This window comes from Dendronalium phyllosphericum CENA369, assembly GCF_016056275.1.
GTDB lineage: Bacteria > Cyanobacteriota > Cyanobacteriia > Cyanobacteriales > Nostocaceae > Dendronalium > Dendronalium phyllosphericum.
Map to the genome: position 1 here is coordinate 11,751 of NZ_JAECZA010000219.1, position 1,993 is coordinate 13,743.

Sequence of the window (1,993 nt, forward strand, 5' to 3'; positions counted from 1 at the left end):
AGTATAAAACAGTAGATACAAAGCTAAAATAATCACTATTTTTTATTGGTACTAAAATAAAAATGTTATGTGCATAAAATTAAGTATTCCAAAGCAAGACTTGAATTAATCCAAGCCAAAAGTATCATTAACTAGAAATAAGTAAAAGACAACTTAACTTTAAACTAAGCGGTATTAGGGAGAATCTTTAAGCGCCTATGAACAGTAGCAAAGATATGTTTGTATGGGCAAGAACTAGTAATTGCAATTAAAATGCGCCGTGTACTTACAGTAATCAAAGCTCCTAACTTCAATAATTTAGTACGAATAGTCCCAACAGTAGCATTTTGGAATTCGGTTTTAGCTAAACATTTTTGACGCAAAGCATTCATCAAAACGTAAGCAAGAGAAGAGAACCATAGACGTAATTGATTCCCAGCAAATGTATGGGTACTAGTTCTGTCACTAAAAAGTTCTAATTGTTGTTCCTTAAAACGATTTTCCATCTCTCCCCGCCTACAGTATTTTTGTGTGTAGAGTTGAGCAGGAGGTACTTTTTTTGTAGTCAGAGAAGTAACAACAAAACGAATTTTAGCTGCCTTCGTCCCATATTCAACCTTACAAACAACACGACGACTATGGCTCCAAGATTCACGAGTCTGATAGTCTAACGACTTATACCACATTGAGTTATCAATCAGTTCGGATGCTTGTTGCGTGAGTTCTTCATCTGGCTTAAATACGGTTTCTAAAAATGAAACTACTGTTGATAATTTCTGCTCATACTCAAGCGCAGCTCTATTTTGAGTCGTGGTAGTCATCCCAATTAAATGACTATTTTGCGCCAATCCAAAAACGTAGTCAACTCCAGGGAGTGACTCACACCATGTCATAATATCGTCTCTGGAATAAGCACTATCTCCTTGTACTAAAATCTCAACATTCTTCCATTGTTGGCGTATTTGTTTAATCACTCTTTGTAGTTCTGATAATGCCCCAAATGCTGGGTCTACATTTGATGGGCGAAGTTTAGCTGCTAATAGATGTTTTCCACAGAAAATATAAAGTGGAGCATAGCAATATCCTCCATAATAAGTATTGAAGAAAACTTGCTCTTGCGAACCATGCACTAAATCATCAGTTACATCTAAGTCTAAAATAATTTGTCGTGGCTCTTTCGAGTAAGATTCTAGAAATATTTTGACAAATAAGCTTTCAATTTCTGATGGAGAATGCCCGATTTTATGGTAACGGCTGTCTGCTCCTTGTTCCACATCTTCAGGACAATGTTCCAGCCGATTTAATGTACTCTTTCCTGCCAATGTTGCAGGTTCATTCTCTATTCCAATCCTTTTTCCTAATGCTATAGCAAACATCTGGTCATGACGTAATTCTTCGTGGTCATTCAAGTCTTCATACCCCATGACCAGCCCGTATATTCGTTGTTTAATTAAACTCTCTACTGAATGGTCAATCCGATTTTTTTTTCGGTAATCTTGGAAACATTGTGCAAACTGTGATGTGATTTGCAATTTTCTGTCTATTTCAGCAATCAAGCTTAATCCTGCATCTGATGTTACTTGTCCACCCTGAAAATTGACTATTACTGGCAGCGATTTTTGTTGCTCAAATTTCAACTGTTTTGTTGAAGATGGGGTCATGCTTTATAACTGCTGAAATCCTTGCTATATATACATTCTCGCAGTTTTTGACCCCTTTTTTATCTTTTTGTTCAAGGGGCGACAAGCGAGTTAAAGAGCTTGCTGTATAAGCTTCATAGCCCTTAAACCTCGCTGATAATATGCTTGCTTATTGCGACTGAAACCGACCAGTTCCTCGACCCATGCTTGACACTCATGCCAAGCGACTATCCAATTTTGACCATATAAACCTATCCAGAAATTACTATGACGTTTCTCATTTCTATTTTTTTCTTGACTACGACAAATATAGGAATCAAGTTTTTGAAATTTAGTCCTTTGTCCATGTAACCAAGCACTGGTCATAGCTAAAG

The 1,993-nt window shown here is 36.7% G+C and carries 1 protein-coding gene and 1 pseudogene; both read right to left on the reverse strand.

What is annotated here, in order from left to right; translation table 11 throughout:
- Positions 1-164: 164 nt before the first annotated feature.
- Positions 165-1,640, reverse strand: coding sequence for an IS1380 family transposase (locus tag I8752_RS24255; protein WP_214434803.1), 1,476 nt, complete (start codon positions 1,638-1,640; stop codon positions 165-167).
- Positions 1,641-1,730: 90 nt separating this feature from the next.
- Positions 1,731-1,993: pseudogene (locus I8752_RS24260) on the reverse strand (IS4 family transposase); the annotation flags it as partial.

Bases quoted from the DNA above. Each gene is read 5' to 3' on its own strand.
- I8752_RS24255 (WP_214434803.1), bottom strand. From the start codon at position 1,640: ATGACCCCATCTTCAACAAAACAGTTGAAATTTGAGCAACAAAAATCG.